Annotated in this window: 13 protein-coding genes; 4 read left to right on the top strand and 9 right to left on the bottom strand. The window is 61.1% G+C overall.

Translation table 11 applies throughout. From position 1 onward, the window contains the following. Nucleotides 1-83 precede the first annotated feature (83 nt). The 3 genes from EF096_RS16445 to fhuF are packed head-to-tail and all read left to right on the top strand — an operon-like array spanning nucleotide 84 to nucleotide 4,761. Complete coding sequence (locus EF096_RS16445) at nucleotides 84-1,736, top strand: multidrug ABC transporter permease/ATP-binding protein (RefSeq protein WP_123890888.1); 1,653 nt, start codon at nucleotides 84-86, stop codon at nucleotides 1,734-1,736. A gap of 49 nt (nucleotides 1,737-1,785) precedes the next feature. Next, complete coding sequence (locus tag EF096_RS16440) at nucleotides 1,786-3,942, top strand: TonB-dependent siderophore receptor (RefSeq protein ID WP_123890887.1); 2,157 nt, start codon at nucleotides 1,786-1,788, stop codon at nucleotides 3,940-3,942. Between the two features lie 60 nt (nucleotides 3,943-4,002). After that, nucleotides 4,003-4,761: a siderophore-iron reductase FhuF gene (gene fhuF / locus EF096_RS16435; protein ID WP_123890886.1), complete on the top strand. Its 759-nt coding sequence runs from the start codon at nucleotides 4,003-4,005 to the stop codon at nucleotides 4,759-4,761. Between the two features lie 7 nt (nucleotides 4,762-4,768). Here fhuF and EF096_RS16430 read toward each other — a convergent pair whose 3' ends face one another. Together EF096_RS16430 and tspO are read right to left on the bottom strand one after the other, a co-directional pair. Further along, complete coding sequence (locus EF096_RS16430) at nucleotides 4,769-5,830, bottom strand: NAD(P)H-dependent flavin oxidoreductase (protein ID WP_123890885.1); 1,062 nt, start codon at nucleotides 5,828-5,830, stop codon at nucleotides 4,769-4,771. Between the two features lie 346 nt (nucleotides 5,831-6,176). Beyond that, complete coding sequence (gene tspO, locus EF096_RS16425; protein WP_123890884.1) at nucleotides 6,177-6,620, bottom strand: tryptophan-rich sensory protein TspO; 444 nt, start codon at nucleotides 6,618-6,620, stop codon at nucleotides 6,177-6,179. 272 nt (nucleotides 6,621-6,892) lie between these two features. Here tspO and dkgB point away from each other — a divergent pair, with 272 nt between their 5' ends. Then, on the top strand, nucleotides 6,893-7,711 hold the full coding sequence (dkgB, locus tag EF096_RS16420; protein WP_123890883.1) for a 2,5-didehydrogluconate reductase DkgB: 819 nt from the start codon (nucleotides 6,893-6,895) through the stop codon (nucleotides 7,709-7,711). A gap of 37 nt (nucleotides 7,712-7,748) precedes the next feature. Here the strand turns inward: dkgB and EF096_RS16415 are convergent, their stop codons facing one another. The 7 genes from EF096_RS16415 to EF096_RS16385 all read right to left on the bottom strand — a co-directional run bounded on the left by EF096_RS16415 (nucleotide 7,749) and on the right by EF096_RS16385 (nucleotide 16,956). Continuing rightward, nucleotides 7,749-9,704: an acetoacetate--CoA ligase gene (locus tag EF096_RS16415; protein ID WP_123890882.1), complete on the bottom strand. Its 1,956-nt coding sequence runs from the start codon at nucleotides 9,702-9,704 to the stop codon at nucleotides 7,749-7,751. Further along, nucleotides 9,701-10,609, bottom strand: a complete 909-nt coding sequence (locus EF096_RS16410) for a hydroxymethylglutaryl-CoA lyase (RefSeq protein WP_123890881.1) — start codon at nucleotides 10,607-10,609, stop codon at nucleotides 9,701-9,703. The genes EF096_RS16415 and EF096_RS16410 overlap by 4 nt, the downstream gene beginning before the upstream one ends. Further along, nucleotides 10,606-12,567, bottom strand: coding sequence for an acetyl/propionyl/methylcrotonyl-CoA carboxylase subunit alpha (locus EF096_RS16405; RefSeq protein ID WP_372237927.1), 1,962 nt, complete (start codon nucleotides 12,565-12,567; stop codon nucleotides 10,606-10,608). The genes EF096_RS16410 and EF096_RS16405 overlap by 4 nt, the downstream gene beginning before the upstream one ends. Before the next feature lie 18 nt (nucleotides 12,568-12,585). Continuing rightward, nucleotides 12,586-13,386, bottom strand: coding sequence for a gamma-carboxygeranoyl-CoA hydratase (locus tag EF096_RS16400; RefSeq protein WP_123890879.1), 801 nt, complete (start codon nucleotides 13,384-13,386; stop codon nucleotides 12,586-12,588). Between the two features lie 194 nt (nucleotides 13,387-13,580). Next, nucleotides 13,581-15,188, bottom strand: coding sequence for a carboxyl transferase domain-containing protein (locus EF096_RS16395; RefSeq protein WP_123890878.1), 1,608 nt, complete (start codon nucleotides 15,186-15,188; stop codon nucleotides 13,581-13,583). Between the two features lie 171 nt (nucleotides 15,189-15,359). Then, nucleotides 15,360-16,523, bottom strand: coding sequence for an isovaleryl-CoA dehydrogenase (locus EF096_RS16390; RefSeq protein WP_123890877.1), 1,164 nt, complete (start codon nucleotides 16,521-16,523; stop codon nucleotides 15,360-15,362). Between the two features lie 55 nt (nucleotides 16,524-16,578). Beyond that, nucleotides 16,579-16,956, bottom strand: coding sequence for a MerR family transcriptional regulator (locus EF096_RS16385; protein ID WP_123890876.1), 378 nt, complete (start codon nucleotides 16,954-16,956; stop codon nucleotides 16,579-16,581). Nucleotides 16,957-17,166 lie beyond the last annotated feature (210 nt).

Here is a 17,166-nt window from a genome sequence, read left to right as displayed (position 1 = left end):
CACCACCAATCTACAAAACGAATCTCATTCTCAGCATGGATATGGTTTAATCGGCGCCAGATTTCTCTGCCCGGATCCATACCATGAAGCTTCTCAGCCTACTCTTTCGCGATAATCGTCTGCCCTTACTCGGCATTATGCTGCTGAGCATCAGCAGCGCACTGCTCAGCGTCGCCGTCATCGCCTACGTCAACAATCGGCTGATCGCCGGTAATGACGACCTGGGGCAGGCGCTGCTGGGTTTTCTCGGCCTACTGGCGCTGTTATTGGTGTGCGCCACGGCGGCACAACTCTGCCTGCACTATCTCGCCCATCGCTTCGTCTACCGACTGCGACGGTCACTGGTAAAGCGGGTACTGGATACCGATATCGAGCGGCTGGAGCAGATTGGTGGCGCGCGGATTCTGGCCAGCCTGTCGGCAGACATCCGCAACATCACCATCGCCTTTGTCGGCATGCCGGAAATGCTCTACGGGCTGGCGCTAACCATCGCTGCCTTCAGCTATCTGGCCTGGCTGTCGGCGCCGCTGTTCATCACCACCCTGCTGTGGCTAGGTGTTACCTTTGTGATCGGCTGGTTACTGGTACGCCGCGTGCACCGGCATATCCAACGCATGCGCAATGCCGAAGATCGTCTGTACGGCAACTACCAGGATGTCATTGAGGGTCGCAAGGAGCTGGCGCTGAATCGGGATCGCGCCCACCTGCTCTACCAAGAGGATTTTGACGACAACGCCCGCGCCTACCGGGATGAAATTATCCGCGCCGATACCTTCCACGGTTTGTCCGGCAATTGGGCCAATATCATGGTGCTGGGGCTGATTGGCTTGGTCTTTTTCCTCGCGGGTGGACTGGGCTGGGCCAGCGCCAGCGTGGCGGCCACCTATGCGCTGACCATGCTGTTTCTGCGCACGCCCATGGTCTCTGCGGTGGGCACGCTGCCGCACCTGATCACCGCACAGGTATCACTGCAAAAGCTGGAAGAGCTGGCGCTGGCGCCGCACCAGCAGGACTTTGCACGACTGAAAAAACTGCAACCGCAATGGCAGACCTTGACGCTGGACGGGCTGACCTATCGCTATCCCGCCGAGGAAGGCGAGGGCTTTGATGTGGGCCCGTTGAACCTGACGCTGCAGCGCGGTGAGGTGGTCTTTGTCATCGGCGGCAATGGCAGCGGCAAGTCGACCATGGCACGCCTGCTGACCGGGCTCTACCGTCCCGAGAGCGGCCGCATTCTGCTCGATGACCAGGCGGTTGATGCCGAGCACTGGGTTGCCTATCGCCAACTGTTCGCCAGCGTATTCACTGACTTTCACCTGTTCAACCGACTGCTGGGCCCTGACGCCGAAGAGGCCGACCCGGAGAAAGTGCAGCACTGGCTGCGCCAACTGCACCTGGATCAGAAGGTCAGGGTGGCTGGTGGCAAGCTATTGGACACAAAGCTGTCACAGGGCCAACGCAAGCGCTTGGCGCTGCTGCTCGGACTGCTTGAGGAGCGCGACATCCTGCTGCTGGATGAGTGGGCAGCAGACCAGGACCCGCTGTTCCGTCGGCTGTTCTACCGCGAACTGTTACCGGCCATCAAAGCCGCCGGTATTACCGTGGTCGCCATTACCCACGATGATCACTATTTTGATCAGGCCGACCGCATTCTGCGTATGGATCGCGGCCAGCTGCATGAGCTGAGCCAAGAGCAACGGCAACAAGCCAGCCGAGATAGCCTGTTGGTATTATGAATGATAATGGTTTACATTAGCTCCCTTTTTACCAATTGGGGAGTTTCAGATGTCTCGTCAACAGATCGCGCTAAGCAGCCTACTTAAGCCATTACCACTCGCTATCGGGCTGGCGATCGGCTGCACAGCCACCAGCCTGCACGCCGCTGAAAACGAGGCGCCGGTCGAGTTGGACGCCCTGACCGTAACCGGACAGCGCAGCCAACCACTGGGTCCAGATACCGGCTATGTGGCCAAAGACAGCTTGATTGGCAGCAAGACCGATACTCCTCTGGCAGAAATTCCGCGCTCCATTTCGGTAGTAACACAAGAGCAGATGGAAGACCGTCAGGTACTGAGTGTCAGTGACGCACTGAAATATACTCCCGGTGTACAGGCCGGTTACTTTGGCGAAGACAACAAGCAGGACTGGTTTATCATTCGTGGTTTCAAGCAGGCCAACTTCGGCCTGTTCCAGGACAGCACCCGCGTTTACTCCAGCGGCTTTTACAGCTGGCAGGTTGACCCCTACCTGCTTCAGCGCGTGGAAGTGCAGCGCGGCGCATCATCTGTCCTGTTCGGCCAAAGCCCACCCGGCGGCGTGATCAACCTGGTCAGCAAGCGGCCCACTGAGTCCAGCTTTGGTGAAGTCGGCCTGCAGTACGGCAGCTATAACCGTAAACAGATCAACTTTGATGTGGGCGGCCCGCTGACTGACAACGACAACGTACTCTTTCGGGTAACTGGTCTGGTCCGTGAGTCTGGTACGCAGGTAGACGACGTCGACAATGACCGTATGGCCATCGCACCGGCCCTGACCCTGAACTTCAGCGAAGACACCTCACTGACCCTGCTGACCAGCTTCCAGAAAGACAGCGGCGAGCCCATGCTGCAGTTTCTACCAGCCAGCGGAACGCTGACCTACAACCCCAATGGCAGGATCGATACCGATACCCCCATAGGCGATCCTAGCTACGAGCGATTCGAGCGCGAGCAATACACTCTGGGCTACGAGTTCAAGCACCGCATCAACGACACCTGGAGCCTGCAGCAGAACTTGCGCTACGGCCATATCGATATGGACCTGCGGCAGTTGTTCTTTCTCGGCTGGGTTAACGAGTCTGCAGGTCTACTGGGGCGCGGTCTTAGCTACGCCAATGGCGACGCTGACAATCTCTCTGTGGACAACCGCGTGACCGGCCAATGGCAGTCTGGGCGTTGGGAAAACACCCTGTTACTGGGCGCTGATTATCAACAGTTGAAAGTCAACGACAGCAGTCCTGACGGCTACCCACGAGATACCGTTCCGGTGAATATTTACAACCCGGTTAACCGGGACTTTACCACCCCCTTTGCGCTTGAAGACAAGCACACCAAGGTCAACCAGATCGGTGTCTATGCGCAGAACCAACTCAAGCTGGATGATCGCTGGGTGTTTCTGGCCGGCGTGCGCCATGACCGCGCCGAGTTCGAGTTTGATAACCGCACTACCGGTAGCGGCAACGAAGCCAAAGACGACGAAATCACCTGGAACGGCGGCATTGCCTATCTGTTCGATAACGGCCTGACGCCCTACGCCAGCTACTCGCAATTTTTCCAGCCGGTGACCGACGTCAATACCGTCACCAGCGAGGCTTATAAACCGGAATCCGGTGAGCAGTACGAGCTGGGCTTGAAGTATCAACCACCCGGTCTGGATGCCAGCTTCAATGCTGCGCTCTTTCAGCTGACTCAGGAGAACGTGCGCAAGGCGGTGGCAGGCGGCGCTAGCGAGCAAGTGGGCGAAGTGCGCGTACGCGGCCTTGAACTGGAAGCCAACGCCAACCTGACCCGCGAGTTGAGCCTGGTGGGCTCTTACACGCTGCTGGATGCGGAAACCACCAAGACCGGCACTGCCACTGCAGAAAAGGGCAAAACACCCTCGCAGGTCTCAGATCGCATGGCTTCATTCTGGGCACACTATGACGTGCAGGGCGGTCCGCTCGACGGCCTCGGCTTTGGCTCCGGTGTACGCTACGTCGGTGCCAGCTATGGCGATAACACCGAGTCGCTGAAAGTCCCGTCCTATACGTTGTACGACGCCGTTGTCAGCTACGATTGGCAGAACACCACACTGCAACTGAATGCTAACAACCTGGCCGACAAAGAGTACGTCGCCACCTGCGACTACTACTGCTGGTATGGCAACCGTCGTAATGTCGTCGCCAGTCTGACCTATCGCTGGTAAGTGCACCGGGCCGACCCTGTCGGCCCGTCTCCCCTCCGCGCAATAACCCCGAGTTAGCTAATGATTCCTGCACTCGAGCCGCTGTTTAAAGGTCCCTTGGCGCCGCTTGGCGCGTGGTTGGCGCTGGACGATGATCCGCGCCCCGCGCTGAGCATGGCCGAGTACCTCAATGGTGATCAGTTGGGCGACTTGTTGCAGCGCTTTGCGCCGCAGTATGCGAACGCCGACCAACGCGGGCTGGTATCGCTCTGGGGCAAGTATCACTTTATGCGGCTGGTTGCTCCCACGGTGGCTGCCAGCCTGCTGATGAACTGGCGCTTGCCGGTAAGCTTCGATGAGATCGCCGTGATTGTCGGCGACGACGGCCTGCCTAGCGCCTTTCAATTGCCGCATCAGGGCAGCGTTTGGCAGTCTCCGCCGAGCGATGGTTTTGCGCGTTTCGACACGCTGTTCGCTGGCCATCTGGATGTGTTGATCCGCGAGCTGGCAGCCCGCTACAAAGTCGCACCCAAGGTATTCTGGAGCAGCGTAGGCCACTACTACGAATGGATTCTGGGTGAAATAGGTACCTTGGGGCTTGCTCCCGAGCCGGTTGCCCAGGCCAGGCAATTGCTCAGCGAGCGCCAGCGGCCCGACGGCACCCGCAACCCGTTATACGACATGGTTCGCTACGTACCACGGGCGGGGCAAAGCACCCTGCATCGACAGCGCAAGCATTGCTGCATTCGCTACCTGTTGCCCGACAAAGCGCTATGCGACAACTGTCCCCACCTGGATAAGCCGCCCGCTGGATACGACCCGGCCGGGCGTAACGACTAACCTGACGTTACTGCTTTATCGACGCCATTGGCGGCACTTTAGCCGCCATTTCACGGGTTAGATCAGCTGCCGGTATGGCTTTGCAGCCGCTATTGTTCTGGCCTGACCAGAGCGGTGAAAAATCGCTGCTGCCAGCCTTTTCTGCCGCACTACGCAGCGGTGCACTGGCACTGCCAGCCAGTGGAAAGGGCGGAGCCAGCTCACTCATGGGACCCAACTCGTGCATGATGCGGTTAACGATGCCGCGCGCTGCGCCGCCAGAAAAGACGTTGGTCAGCGCCGTGTGCTGCGCCCGCTTGCTCTTCAGCGCGGTGCGATGCAGGTCCGTAGTGGTCGCTTCAGGACAAAGCAGATAAGCCGTACCGACCTGCGCCCCAGCGGCGCCCAGTGCCATGGCCGCCGCCACGCCGCTGGCATCGGCAATCCCGCCAGCGGCGATCACCGGAATATCCAACGCCGCCACCATTTGCGGCAACAGCGCAAAAGTACCCATCTGCAAGCTCAGGTCAGTGGACAGAAAGTGCCCGCGATGACCGCCCGCCTCCAGTCCCTGCGCAATCACCGCGTCAGCGCCCTGTGCCTGTAACCATTTGCCCTCCGCCAGCGTGGTGGCAGTCGACAGCACCTTGCCGCCCCAGCCCTTGATCCGGTCCACCACGTCCGCGTCCGGCAGGCCAAAGTGAAAGCTCACCACCGGCGGGCGAAAGGGCGCGATTAGCTCAAGGGTCTCGCGATCAAAGGGTCGCCGCCCGGCGCCCGGCTGGACCGTGTTGATGTCCAGCCCCAACTCGGTGTAATAGGGCGCGAGTGCGGTGCGCCAGCGTTGCGTGCGCACCGCGTCTTCCGGCCGCGTGCTGTGGGCAAAGAAATTAAGATTCCACGGGCCCTGCGCCTGCTCGCTTAGCAGCCGCAACTCCTGCTGCAACGCCTCCGCACCGAGCATCGCGCAGGGCAGCGAACCGAGCCCACCGGCACCACAGACCGCTAGCGTCAAAGCGCTGTTCTGCACGCCAGCCATGGGCGCCTGAATAATGGGTAGTTGGGTACCGAGCAGTTGTTCAAGACGCATGGGGGTTCTCCTGATGCAATGGCGGGCTCAGCGGGGCGGTGGTGTACGGCGTTAATCGGACAGCGGCAACCGATGTCACAGACGAGCGGCAAGCCGACATCACACAAGTGCAGATTCTCGGCGCGCGCACCGCGTTTGAGTATGATGACGGCAAGGCTTGAAATTCAACCTCTGCTGATCTGTGCAACTGGTCAGCCAGCATACAGATGTTATCCAATAACAGCGCCCGATCACCCGCGTAAAATGAAGCGCGGCAACCAGGCCCACTTTCCATTAAATGCCTCTACCTGCTCAGGCTACCGCTGGCTAGCGGCTCATAGTGCCTTGCAAGCTGGTTCGACATTCATCACCAACGATTCTTGCGCAAGATGAAGAAGTTGAGCGCCGCCGCGACACAAAGCCAAGCCAGGTAAGGCAGCAAGAGCAGGCCGCTAATAAAGTCGAGCTTGAACGCCAGCAATACCATCACCGCGACGACCAGCCAGAGCAGGGCAATGATGACCATAGCGGTAAACACACGATGTGCGCCGAAAAACACCGGCGTCCAGAGCGCGTTAAGTGCAATTTGCGCAGCCCACAACGCCAGTACTACTTGGCTACCCGGTATCGCCGCCAGTCGGTAACCAACCCAGGCCAGCAGGATATAAATAAGCGTCCAGGCAACGGGAAAAAGCCAATTGGGCGGTGTAAATCCAGGCTTGATGAGGTTTTCGTACCATTGGCCCGGTTTGAAGATGATACCCGTGGTGGCTGCAGCGCCGCAGGCAAGTAGAAATATAAAAAAAGTCATCGTCTATCCTTGGCTGAGATCAGCCGCCAGAGGTGCGCAAAGTTTTGGTCCACTATTCAGTGACTCGTTTGCGTACTGATAAATTCCATCGACGTGATGATTTACCCTTGGATATGAATTGGCGGAATTATTGTGGCCAACGCCGGTCTCTTGCATACCACTTGCATTGGCGCGCTGACCGTAATGGTCGCCGCTGCACTGACTTTGCTCAGTCAGCGCCTGGACCGCAAGCGCACCGCAGATACAAGCAATACCATCGAGAGGGCCGCATTATGAGCACGACTTCCAACCTCAGCATGCCACCCATTGGCGTGGGTACTTTCCGCCTCAAGGGTGATGACGCCTACCAGGCTGTGAGCACCGCACTGGAGCTGGGTTACCGGCACATCGACACCGCACAGATTTATGGCAATGAGCAGGACGTGGGCCGCGCCATCGCCGACAGCGGCGTAGCGCGCGACGAACTGTTCGTCACCACCAAGATCTGGACCGATAACTTCACCCAGGACAAGCTGATCCCCAGCCTGCGTGAAAGCCTCGACAAACTGCAGCTCGATCAGGTCGACCTGACCCTGATCCATTGGCCGTCGCCCAAGGGCGAGGTGCCCATGCAGGAGTATCTGGGCGAACTGATGAAGGCACGCGAGCAGGGCATGACGCGTCTGACCGGGGTATCCAACTTCACTATCGATAATTTGAACGAAGCCTTTGAATTGGTCGGGCCAGAAAATATCGCCACCAACCAGGTGGAGATTCATCCCTTCCTGCAAAACCGCAAGATGGTCGAGTTCGCGCGCGAACAGGGTCTGCACCTGACCGCCTATATGCCTCTGGCGGTCGGCAAGGTAATGAAGGACAAGACCCTGGACCGCATTGCCGAAGAACACGGCGCCACGCCACCGCAGGTGGTCATGGCCTGGCTGATGTTGCAGGGTATTGCGGTGATTCCGTCTTCCACCAAGCGCCTGCACCTGGAGAGCAATCTGGAGGCCGACCGCGTGCAGCTCACCGCCGATGATCTGAAGTTCATCCGCGAGCTGGACGACGGTGAGCGGATTGCCAATCCCGACTTTGCCCCCGAGTGGGACTAAACCACTGTAAGCCACTGGTAGGTGACGCCTTGCCTGCCTAATCAGCCAGCGCCGGTAAATCCCGAAACAGCGCCAGCGCCTCGGGATTGGCCAGCGCGTCGGTGTTCTTCACCGGCTGGCCGTGCACCACGTTGCGCACGGCCAGCTCGACTATTTTGCCGCTCAGGGTGCGTGGAATATCCGCTACCGCGATGATCTTTGCCGGCACATGACGCGGCGTGGCATTGCTGCGGATCACCTGACGTATCTCGCTGGCCAGTGCCTCATCCAGCGATACACCATCGCGCAGGCGCACAAAGAGCACCACGCGCACGTCATCCTGCCATTGTTGCCCAATGGCCAAGGACTCCAGCACCACCTCGACCTGTTCTACCTGCCGATAGATTTCCGCCGTGCCAATACGCACACCGCCGGGATTGAGCACCGCATCAGAGCGACCGTGAATAATCAGGCCGCCGTGGGCGGTTTCTTCCGCGTAATCGCCGTGCGCCCAGACGCCAGCAAAGCGCTCGAAATAGGCCGCGTGAAAACGACTGCCGTCTTCGTCCTGCCAGAAGCCCAGCGGCATGGACGGAAAGGGGCGGGTGCAGACCAGCTCACCCTTACCCATACTCACCCGCTGCCCCTCGTCACCCCACACCTCAACCGCCATGCCCAGCCCTTTGCTCTGCAACTCGCCACGCCAGACCGGCAGGGTCGGATTACCCAGAGCAAAGCAGGAGACAATGTCGGTACCACCCGAGATCGACGACAGGCACAGATCGGTCTTGAAGCAGCGATACACGTAATCAAAACCTTCGTGCGCCAGCGGCGAGCCAGTGGACAATACGGCTTTCAGGCGGCTCAGTTGGTGCGTGCGCCGGGGTTCGATCCCAGCCTTCTCCAGTGCGGCCAGGTACTTGGCGCTGGTGCCAAAAATGCTGATGCCCTCGGCGTCGATCAGATCGATCAAGCGCTCAGGCGCGGGATGAAACGGTGAGCCATCGTAAAGCACCAGGGTAGCGCCCAGCGCCAGACCGGAGACCAGCCAGTTCCACATCATCCAGCCGCAGGTGGTGAAGTAAAAGAGCACATCATCACTGCGCAGATCGGTATGCAGGCCATGTTCCTTCAGGTGCTGCAGCAGCGTACCGCCAGCACCGTGGACAATACATTTGGGCACGCCGGTGGTACCGCTGGAATAGAGTATGTAGAGCGGATGATTGAAGGGCAGGGCGGCGAAAACCGGCTCACCACCGGGCGCACAGGCGCGGCCCCAGGCCACAGCAGGCACCACGGATTCAAAGTCCGTGGTGTCAGCGGGCACGCCGCCGTAGGGCACCAGAATCAACTGCTGCAAGCCTGCGAGCTGCGGCAGTATCTCGCGCAACTTACTGCTCATATCCAGCGTCTTGCCAGCGTAGCGGTAACCACTGCAGGCGATCAGTACCCGTGGTTTGATCTGGCCGAAACGGTCGACCACGCCCTGGGTGCCAAAGTCCGGTGAGCAGGAGGACCAGATAGCGCCAAGGCTGGCGGCGGCGAGCATGCCCACCACTGTCTGCCAGGTATTGGGCATCAGCGCGGCGATACGATCACCGGGTGCCACGCCCAGCGCCAGCAGATGCCGTTGCAGGCCAGCTACGCGCGCGGCCAGCTCGGCGTAGCTCAATTGCTCGCGCTGCCCGTCTTCGCTGATGGCCACCAGGGCCGTGTGCTGGTCACGTCGGCGCAGCAGATGCGCGGCGAAATTCAGCTCGGCGCCGACAAACCACTCCGCACCGGGCATGGCCTGCGGGTTACGCAGCACCTGCTGCGGCGGCTGACTGAAATCGACCGCAAAGAACTCGGCCAGCAAGGGCCAGAACGTCGCCGACTCATCAATGCTCCACTGGTGCAGCGCCGCGTAATCGGCCAATGCCAGTCCGTGGCGCTGATTGACCAGACAGCGGAAGGCATCCATCTGCGTGGCCGACACCCGCTCAGCTGACGGCGACCACAGCGGCGTGCTCATGCCTGCTCCCGCGCCAGCAGCGCGCGCGCCACCCGCGAGCCGTTCTCGATGCCCAGCACGTTGCAGATATGCTGCCCGGCCTGCACCAGTGCCGCCATATCGACGCCGGTTTGGATACCCAAACCGTTAAGCAGATAAAGCACGTCTTCGGTCGCCACATTGCCGGTAGCGCCCTTGGCGTAGGGACAACCGCCGAGACCCGCGACCGAGCTATCGAATACTGCCACGCCTTCCAGCAGGCTCGCGTGGATGTTGGCCAACGCCTGACCGTAGGTATCGTGAAAGTGTCCGGCCAGCAGCTGCCGGTCAATATCGCGGCCAACCACCTCGATCAGCCGCCGGGTTTCACCGGCGGTGCCGACACCTATGGTGTCACCCAGCGAGACTTCGTAGCAGCCGCTATCGAGCAGCTCACGGGCGATGGCCGCGACTTGCTCGGGCGCTACTGCGCCATCAATGGGGCAGCCCAGCACGCAGGAAATGTAACCGCGCACCCGCACGCCGTGCTCCTTGGCTGACGCCATCAGCGGCGCAAAGCGCTGCAGACTCTCGGCAATCGAGCAGTTGATGTTTTTCTGTGAGAAGGCCTCCGAGGCGGCGGCAAAGACCGCGACCTCTTTCACCCCAGCGGCCAGCGCGGCCTCAAAGCCCTTGAGGTTGGGCGCCAGCGCGGCGTAGGTCACGCCGGGGCGCTGCGCAATGGCGGCAAATACCTCGGCCGAACCGGCCATCTGCGGCACCCACTTGGGCGAGACAAAACTGCCGACCTCGATATAGCTCAATCCGGCAGCGCTCAGATCATCCACCAGGCGCACCTTGTCGGCCACACTGATCGGCTGTTGCTCGTTCTGCAGGCCATCGCGCGGGCCCACTTCAACCAGGCGAACCTGTTGTGGCATGGTCATTCAAGAATCTCCTCTCGCTTGGGCTCTGGCAGCGCCTGCAACTCAATCAGCAGCCGGCCTTCTTCAACCAGATCACCTTCGGCACAGCCCAACGCTATAACTTCGCCCGCGTACGGGGCACGAATACTGTGCTCCATTTTCATCGCCTCGAGCACAACCAGCAAGGTGCCAGCCTCAACCTGCTCACCCACACGCACAGCAACTCGCACGATACTGCCGTTCATCGGTGCCGTCAGGCCACCCTGCGGCGCCTGCGCCTGCTGCGCGGCGCTGATCGGATCAACGCGGGTAAGCTCACGCAACTGTCCGCCCCAACCGAGAAACAGCCGTTCGCCACGGCGCTGCAGCGGGTAGCGCTGGCCTTGCCACAGCAGCTGATCGCCCTGCAGCAGCGCATCGTCCACCGGCAGCGCGCGCCGGGTCTCTTGCTCGCAACGCAGATGCAGCGTCTGGGCGCTCGACAAACCGAGACGCAAGCCGTTGTTGGCCGCCCAAGGCGAATGCGGATCATCGCTGCGCGCGGTAGACGCTTCACTCAGCAGCCAGGCCCGCGCGGCCAACGCCCAAAACGCGGCGGGCAACTCGGCGGGTGGCGGCAGCAAGGTGTCGGCATGGCGGGCGATAAAGCCGGTATCCAGCTCGGCGGCGGCAAAGGCCGGGTGCGCCAGTACTCGCTTGAGAAAGGGCAGGTTGCTGCGCAGCCCGCCGATCATTTGTTCGTCCAGCATCGCCAGCAGGCGCAAACGCGCGGTTTCGCGGTCCTCGCCCCAGGCTATCAGCTTGGCCAGCATGGGATCGTAGAAGGGCGAGACGCTGTCGCCCTCGCTCACGCCGCTATCCACCCGACGCCCTGGCCCGGCAGCCGGTTCGCGATACAGGGTCAGCGTGCCGCTGGCTGGCAGAAAGTCTTGCTCGGGATCTTCGGCGTACAGCCGCACCTCGATGGCGTGGCCATGCAACGGAATCTGCGCCTGGGTCAGCGGCAGCGGCTGGCCGGCCGCAACGCGCAGCTGCCAGGCGACCAGATCCTGCCCGGTGATCGCCTCGGTGACCGGATGCTCGACCTGTAGCCGGGTGTTCATCTCCATGAAGAAGAAGTCGCCACGCGCATCAAGCAGAAACTCTACCGTACCCGCCCCCACATAACCGATGGCCTGCGCCGCCTTGACCGCTGCCTCTCCCATACGCTGGCGCAGCTCGGCCGACAAGCCGGGCGCGGGCGCTTCTTCCACCACCTTCTGGTGCCGCCGCTGGATCGAGCAGTCGCGTTCGTGCAGATAGACCGCGTTGCCCTGGCTGTCGGCAAACACCTGAATCTCCACGTGACGCGGCTGCAGCACGTACTTTTCCAGCAGCATGCGTGCATCACCGAAGGACGCTTTGGCTTCGCGCTGCGCCGAGGCCAAAGCATCGGCCAGCTCGGCGGGAGCCTCGACCACCTTCATGCCCTTACCCCCGCCACCGGCGCTGGCCTTGAGCAGCACCGGATAGCCGGCAGCCTCGGCGGCGCGGGCGAAGGTGTCGAGCTGCTGATCGTCGCCGTGATAGCCCGGCACCAGCGGTACGCCAGCATGCTGCATCAACGCCTTGGCCGCCGACTTGCTGCCCATGGCATCAATGGCGCTGGCGGGCGGGCCAACGAAGAGCAACCCGGCCTGCTCACAGGCGCGGGCAAAGTCGGCATTCTCCGAGAGGAACCCGTAACCGGGATGCACCGCCTGCGCGCCGCTGTGCTGCGCGGCGGCAATCAGCGCTTCGATGCGCAGATAGCTGTCGGCTGGCTTGGCGCCACCCAGGTTCACCGCCGCATCGGCTTCACGCACATGCCGCGCGTTGCGGTCGGTATCGCTATGCACAGCCACCGTGCGCAGGCCCAGCTCGCGGGCGGTACGCATGATGCGGCAGGCGATTTCGCCGCGATTGGCAATCAACAGGGTGTCGATCATCGGGTTATCCATGGTGGTATTGGTCAGGACTCAAGGCTTGGGCGGCAGCCAGGCGGGGTCGCGTTTCTGCAAAAAGGCGTTGAGCCCTTCCTGCCCCTCGGGGCTGACGCGAATACGCGCGATGGCGGCCTCAGTGTAACGCCGCAGTGAAGTGCTCATCTCACCCTGCTTTACCTCTTGCAGCAGCGCCTTGGTCGCGCGCATGGCCTGCGGGCTGTTTTGCAGCAGGCGATCCAGCCACTGCAGCAACTCATCCTCCAGTTCCGCCGCCGGATAACACTCGGCCAACAGCCCTGCCTCGCGCGCACGCTCACCATGAAAACGCTCTGCCGTCAGCGCAAAACGCCGCGCCGCGCGCGCGCCCATCGCCTGCACCAGGTAAGGGCTGATCACCGCCGGCAGCAACCCAATGCGCACCTCGGACAGACAGAAGGTGGCCTCCTCCGCGCCAATCGCCATATCGCAGCAACTGATCAACCCCAGCGCGCCACCAAAGGCCGCACCCTGCACCACCGCCAGCGTCGGCACTTTGAGCTGCGCCAGACTGGCCATCAACTGCGCCAACTCGCGGGCGTCATTCAGGTTAGCGTTGTAATCCAGCGCCGCACAGTCACGCATCCACTCCAGATCCGCCCCGGCAGAAAAGTGATTGCCCCGCCCACGCAGCAGCATAAAACGCACCGTCTCATCCGCCGCCACCTCATCCAGCGCCTGCAACAACTCGCTGATCATTAAGGCGTTGAAGGCGTTGTTCTTGTCGGCGCGAGCAAGCCAGAGGGTCGCTATGCCGTTGTCGGTGAATTCGAGTTCTATAGTCTGGTACTGGCTCATTCGGTTCTTCTCGATTGGTGGCTTGCTCGCGCAGCTGGAAGTCAGAAGCTAGAAGCTGGAAGCAGCTCGTGCAGCAGTCGAACTTTATGCCGGTTTGCGGCTGCGGTGTCTGTCAAAAACTCCTCACACCTGCATCGCTCGGACTACTTCCAGCTTCGCGCTTTCAGCTTCCAGCTGGCGCGCTGTGCGCGCCGCTACATCCTAAACACCCCAAAACGCGTGTCTTCGATTGGCGCGTTGAGGGCCGCCGATATCGCCAACCCCAGCACATCCCGCGTCTGCGCCGGGTCGATCACGCCGTCGTCCCAGAGGCGGGCGCTGGAGTAGTAGGGGTGGCCCTGTTTTTCGTATTGGTCGAGGATCGGCTGACGCAGGGCGTTGGCCTGCTCGGTGCTGAAGGTATCGCCGCTGCGTTCGGCCTGTTCCTGCTTGACCTGCACCAGCACCCCGGCGGCCTGCTCGGCGCCCATTACCGAGATGCGCGCGTTGGGCCACATCCACAGAAAGCGCGGGTCGTAAGCGCGGCCACACATGCCATAGTTACCCGCACCAAAGCTGCCGCCGATAATTACGGTGAACTTGGGCACGCGCGCGCAGGCCACGGCAGTGACCAGCTTGGCGCCGTGCTTGGCGATGCCGCCTTCCTCGTACTTTTTGCCGACCATAAAGCCGGTGATGTTCTGCAGAAACAGCAGCGGAATACCGCGCTGGCAGGCCAGCTCGATAAAGTGCGCGCCCTTCTGCGCCGACTCGGCAAAGAGGATGCCGTTGTTGGCCAGAATCGCCACCGGGTAACCGTGCAAATGCGCGAAGCCACACACCAGCGTGGTGCCATAGAGCGCCTTGAATTCATCAAAGGCGCTGTCATCCACCAGCCGGGCGATCACCTCGCGCACATCGAAGGGTTGCTTGGCATCGGCAGGAATAATGCCGTACAGCTCCCCTGCCGGGTAACGCGGGGCGATGGGAGCGCGGGCGTTCAGCTCGCCCTGCTTGCGCCAGTTCAGATTGCTGATGCAGCTGCGGGCGAGGGCCAGGGCGTGCTCGTCGTTCTCGGCGTAGTGATCGGCCACGCCGGAGGTGCGGCAATGCACATCGGCACCGCCCAAGGCTTCGGCACTGACCACCTCACCGGTCGCGGCCTTCACCAGCGGCGGACCGGCGAGGAAGATAGTCGCCTGCTCGCGCACCATGATGGCTTCATCCGCCATGGCTGGCACATAGGCGCCCCCGGCAGTACAGGAGCCCATCACCACGGCGATCTGCGGAATGCCCTGCGCACTCATGTTGGCCTGATTGAAGAAGATGCGGCCAAAGTGCTCGCGGTCGGGGAATACCTCGTCCTGGCGGGGCAGGTTGGCACCGCCGGAATCCACCAGATAAATACAGGGCAGGCGGTTCTGCTGCGCGATGGCTTGCGCACGCAGGTGCTTCTTAACGCTGAGTGGATAGTAAGAGCCGCCTTTCACGGTCGCATCGTTGGCGACGATCATGCACTCCACCCCCTCGACCCGCCCGATCCCGGCAATCACCCCCGCCGCCGGCACCGACTCGCCATACACCTCATGCGCCGCCAGCTGGCCAATCTCCAGAAAGGGCGAGCCGGCATCCAGCAGCGCATCCACCCGGTCACGCGGCAACAGCTTACCCCGCGCCAAATGCCGCCCCTGCGCAACCTCACCACCGCCTTTTGCAATGCCTGCCAGCAGGCTTTGTAGCTCGCAGACCATGGAGCGCATGGCCGTTGCGTTAGCCGCGTATTCCGGTGAGCTGGGGGTGATTTGGGTTTGCAGGACGCTCATCGCTTTTGCTCCCCGGCCAGCTGCAAGCCACAAGCCGCAAGCTGCAAGCCAACCCTAGCCGCTCCACCATTTTTGCCAGACAGGACTTCGCCACCCACGTTAACTAGGTGCACCCAACCCCAAGGCATCTCAGTGCTGCTTGCCGCTTGCAGCTTATAGCTTGCGGCTGGGTCACCGCGTCTCATTAAACAACTCCCGCCCAATCAGCATGCGCCGAATCTCGCTGGTGCCCGCGCCGATCTCGTAGAGCTTGGCGTCGCGCAGCAGGCGGCCGGTGGGGTAGTCGTTGATGTAGCCATTGCCGCCGAGAATCTGAATGGCATCTAGCGCCATGCGGGTGGCCGCTTCAGCGGTATAGAGAATGACACCGGCGGCGTCCTTGCGGGTGGTTTCGCCGCGGTCGCAGGCTTGCGCCACGGCGTACAGATAGGCGCGGCTGGCGTTCAGCTGGGTATACATATCCGCCACCTTGCCCTGGATCAGCTGAAACTCGCCGATGCTCTGGCCAAACTGCTGGCGGTCGTGGATGTAGGGCACCACCACATCCATGCAGCTTTGCATGATCCCGGTCGGGCCGCCGGAGAGCACCACACGCTCGTAATCCAGCCCGCTCATCAACACCTTAACGCCGCCATTCAGCGCACCAAGAATATTCTCAGCCGGTACTTCGACGTTATCGAACACCAGCTCGCATGTGTTGGAACCTCGCATGCCCAGCTTGTCGAGTTTGGGGCTACGCGAGAAACCAGGAGAATCGCGCTCGACGATAAAAGCCGTTATGCCGTGCGCGCCTTTGTCCGGCTCGGTCTTGGCGTAAATCACATAGACGTTGGCCTCCGGCCCGTTGGTGATCCACATCTTGCTGCCGTTGAGCACGTAATGGTCGCCGTGCTTATCGGCGCGCAGCTTCATGCTGACCACATCCGACCCGGCATTCGGCTCGCTCATCGCCAGCGCGCCCACATGCTCACCGCTGATCAGCCTGGGCAGGTATGTCGTCTTCTGCTCCGGCGTGCCGTTGCGGTTGATCTGATTCACGCAGAGATTGGAGTGCGCCCCGTAAGACAGCCCCACCGACGCCGAGCCGCGGCTGATTTCTTCCATGGCGATTACATGCGCCAGATAGCCCAACCCGGACCCGCCGTATTCCTCCGGCACCGTAATACCCAACAGACCCATATCGCCAAAACGCCGCCACATGTCCTGCGGGAACTGGTTCTCCCGGTCGATCTCCGCCGCACGCGGCGCCAGCTCGGCAGCCACAAAACTGCGCGTCTGATCGCGCAGCATTTCAATGGTCTCGCCAAGACCGAAGTTGAGCGACGGATAATGCATGATTCCACCTGCTTTTATTGTTGTTGTTCAGTCCAAAACGATGGCTAACACCAGACTAGAGCGTCTGCGCCAACGCCGCGCGGCACCGATCTTCAGCGGTATCCAGTTCAATCTGCATCTGTTCAATATCGAGCAACTGCTGCGCCAACTGCGTACGGCGCTGGGCAATCTTCTGCATAAAGGTTTCCAGCTGCTTCTGATTGCCATAACTGGGGTCGTACAGCTCGATCAGCTCCTTGCACTCAGCCAACGAAAAGCCAATGCGCTTACCACGCAAAATCAGCTTGAGCGTCACCTTATCCCGAGCGCTATAAACCCGCTCCAACCCCCGCCGCTCAGGGCAGAGCATGTCCTGCTCCTCATAAAAACGGATCGCCCGCGTGGTGATATCCAGCTCATGGGCGAGGTCGGAAATGCTGTAGGTCTGGGTCATGGGTCGTCTTTGATGACTGCTTTACGTTAACGTAAAGGTAAGCTGGTGAACGCTGGCGCGTCAAGCGGGAAGCGGGAAGCGGGAAGCGGGAAGCGGGAAGCGGGAAGCGGGAAGCGGGAAGTGTGATGTGTAGTAAATAAAACCGGAGTCAAATGAACATTTCTGCGTAATTAATGTTCATCCGACCTAAGTTTCCTCAAAAAACTCAAA

Source organism: Pseudomonas neustonica (genome assembly GCF_003797945.1).
Taxonomy (GTDB): Bacteria; Pseudomonadota; Gammaproteobacteria; order Pseudomonadales; family Pseudomonadaceae; genus Halopseudomonas; species Halopseudomonas neustonica.
Note: the sequence above shows the minus strand (reverse complement) of the source record. Positions and strands in the feature narration are given on the sequence as shown.

What these genes read in the sequence shown, in the direction of transcription:
- EF096_RS16405 (WP_372237927.1), bottom strand. Translation starts at nt 12,567, where the DNA reads ATGGATAACCCGATGATCGACACCCTGTTGATTGCCAATCGCGGCGAA.
- fhuF (WP_123890886.1), top strand. Translation starts at nt 4,003, where the DNA reads ATGATTCCTGCACTCGAGCCGCTGTTTAAAGGTCCCTTGGCGCCGCTT.
- dkgB (WP_123890883.1), top strand. Translation starts at nt 6,893, where the DNA reads ATGAGCACGACTTCCAACCTCAGCATGCCACCCATTGGCGTGGGTACT.
- EF096_RS16385 (WP_123890876.1), bottom strand. Translation starts at nt 16,956, where the DNA reads ATGACCCAGACCTACAGCATTTCCGACCTCGCCCATGAGCTGGATATC.
- EF096_RS16430 (WP_123890885.1), bottom strand. Translation starts at nt 5,830, where the DNA reads ATGCGTCTTGAACAACTGCTCGGTACCCAACTACCCATTATTCAGGCG.
- tspO (WP_123890884.1), bottom strand. Translation starts at nt 6,620, where the DNA reads ATGACTTTTTTTATATTTCTACTTGCCTGCGGCGCTGCAGCCACCACG.
- EF096_RS16390 (WP_123890877.1), bottom strand. Translation starts at nt 16,523, where the DNA reads ATGCATTATCCGTCGCTCAACTTCGGTCTTGGCGAGACCATTGAAATG.
- EF096_RS16445 (WP_123890888.1), top strand. Translation starts at nt 84, where the DNA reads ATGAAGCTTCTCAGCCTACTCTTTCGCGATAATCGTCTGCCCTTACTC.
- EF096_RS16395 (WP_123890878.1), bottom strand. Translation starts at nt 15,188, where the DNA reads ATGAGCGTCCTGCAAACCCAAATCACCCCCAGCTCACCGGAATACGCG.
- EF096_RS16400 (WP_123890879.1), bottom strand. Translation starts at nt 13,386, where the DNA reads ATGAGCCAGTACCAGACTATAGAACTCGAATTCACCGACAACGGCATA.
- EF096_RS16415 (WP_123890882.1), bottom strand. Translation starts at nt 9,704, where the DNA reads ATGAGCACGCCGCTGTGGTCGCCGTCAGCTGAGCGGGTGTCGGCCACG.
- EF096_RS16440 (WP_123890887.1), top strand. Translation starts at nt 1,786, where the DNA reads ATGTCTCGTCAACAGATCGCGCTAAGCAGCCTACTTAAGCCATTACCA.
- EF096_RS16410 (WP_123890881.1), bottom strand. Translation starts at nt 10,609, where the DNA reads ATGACCATGCCACAACAGGTTCGCCTGGTTGAAGTGGGCCCGCGCGAT.